Raw genomic sequence first — 1,919 nt, 5'->3', positions numbered from 1 at the left:
TTTGTCAGGAATTAATCTTCAAACTGACAACTATTTTCAGTACACTTCAAACACAAGTACATTTTAGGGAAAACGCAAGGACGTTTGAACCAAAACGTCCTTGTGTTTGAAGCAAAACTCTTTGACGTTTCAAGTAAAACGTACTTGTGTCTCAAGCAAAATGTACTTGTGTTTTAGTGAAATTATAATCGATTAATTATCAGACAGTTATAAATGTAAATAATTCCAAACAAGTGTATTGCTGCAAATTCTCCTGAAGAGCAGCTTATACAATAGAAATGATTTTACGTCTTCATTTTTTCCTCTTCTGGATTGGATTTCCTATCTTTGATGCAGATTGAACATTTTTGTTCAGTGGATTGAACATTTAGGGAAATAAAATACCTTTGTCTCATTAATATCATCACAATATGACTAAAGACGATTTTTTTAACTTATTGACAGAAGAGGTAAAGACATATAAGAATTTTTTAGAAACAGCCAATAATGAATGGATTGTAAAAGGATTTATTGATGTAGACAAAAATATATAAACAATAACTAACGACACAAAAGTAGTTTCTAAAATTATTGAATACTTCTTATACCCCGACTTGATAAGTTTGCAAACAAGAATGGATTAAAATTAAAGTTGCCTTCAAAACAAAATTATTATCCTGACTTAACTTTCGAAGATAGTGATGGGCATTTGTTTGCTGTTGATTTTAAATCAAGTTACTACACTTCTGAGTCAGTAAATGGCCTGACGTTAGGGTCATATTGGGGATATTTTAGAAATCGTGACAAAAAAAATGAGTACGGATTATCCATATAATTCATATTCTTCTCACACTGTATTAGGCATGCTTTATAAACAAAATGATACCAAAATTAATGAGCGTGAAGTCTTTGGAATTGATGAATTGAAAATGATTCATTCAGTGATTGAAAATTTCATTTTTTTCGTTCAGCCTAAATGGAAAATTGCAAATGATATTCCAGGAAGTGGAAATACCCGTAATATTGGTGGTATAACAAATATCGAAAAGCTGATAAAAGGTGAAGGACCATTTGCGCAACTAGGTGAAGATGTATTTGATGATTACTGGATGGGCTATTTTAACAAAGACGATGCGCAAAAGGCTGGCATTGGATTTCCACATTATAACAATCTTAAAACATACAAGGAGTATCTTGAATCACAGGCTAATAAGCTATCAAAATTATAAATATGTCAGTAATAATCCCACCTATAAAATCACTAAGGTATTAAAACCAAACTGGTTCCTTGGATAAAAGATTTGATTTTTCAATCAGGATTGGATATTCAAAATGCAAATTGGGTAGAACCATTTTTTGGAACAGGAGTTGTCGGCTTTAATTCTCCGGTTGGAGGAAACCGCATAGTGGGTGATACTAATCCTCATATTATCAATTTCTATAATGAAATAATGAATGGAGAGATTACCCCTCAAAATATGCGTACTTATTTAGAAAGAGAAGGCCAATTACTTTTGACAGCAGAAGATAGCGGATATGCTTATTATCGTGAAGTAAAAAATCGTTTTAATCAGGAACACAGCCCATTTGATTTTATTTTTTTGTCACGTGCAGGCTTCAATGGTATGATGCGCTTTAACCGCCGTGGAGAATGGAACATACCTTTTTGTAAGAAACCTAATCGCTTTTTACCGGCATACATCACAAAAATCTGTAACCAAGTAGAAAAAGTTCAGCAGGAAATTCACAAATATAACTGGGAATTTGATAATGTTTCATTCTTAGATACAATCCAAAGAGCGCAGGCCGGTGATTTTATTTATTGTGACCCTCCTTATTATGGCAGATATGTAGATTATTATAACGGATGGACGCAGAAGGATGAAGATACATATTCCGGAGCATACCCGTTCACTTTCCGGCAGCTTATTAGGGTATAA

Annotated in this window: 4 protein-coding genes; all 4 read left to right on the top strand. The window is 33.0% G+C overall.

Annotated elements, in window-relative coordinates:
• The first annotated feature begins 410 nt into the window (after positions 1-410).
• Positions 411-533 (top strand): hypothetical protein, encoded by a 123-nt coding sequence (locus DXD04_RS17020; protein ID WP_259296105.1) that lies wholly within the window; start codon positions 411-413, stop codon positions 531-533.
• Between the two features lie 98 nt (positions 534-631).
• Positions 632-814 (top strand): type II restriction endonuclease, encoded by a 183-nt coding sequence (locus DXD04_RS17015; RefSeq protein WP_259296106.1) that lies wholly within the window; start codon positions 632-634, stop codon positions 812-814.
• Positions 792-1,208, top strand: coding sequence for a type II restriction endonuclease (locus DXD04_RS17010; protein ID WP_259296108.1), 417 nt, complete (start codon positions 792-794; stop codon positions 1,206-1,208). The genes DXD04_RS17015 and DXD04_RS17010 overlap by 23 nt, the downstream gene beginning before the upstream one ends.
• Before the next feature lie 72 nt (positions 1,209-1,280).
• Positions 1,281-1,919 carry a Dam family site-specific DNA-(adenine-N6)-methyltransferase gene (locus tag DXD04_RS16530; RefSeq protein ID WP_259299586.1) on the top strand — a complete coding sequence of 213 codons (639 nt, stop codon included), beginning with the start codon at positions 1,281-1,283 and terminating at the stop codon, positions 1,917-1,919.

The sequence above is a fragment of the Phocaeicola plebeius genome, from assembly GCF_003437535.1.
In the GTDB taxonomy this organism is placed as follows: domain Bacteria; phylum Bacteroidota; class Bacteroidia; order Bacteroidales; family Bacteroidaceae; genus Phocaeicola; species Phocaeicola plebeius_A.
This window is presented reverse-complemented; position numbering and strand designations above follow the sequence as displayed.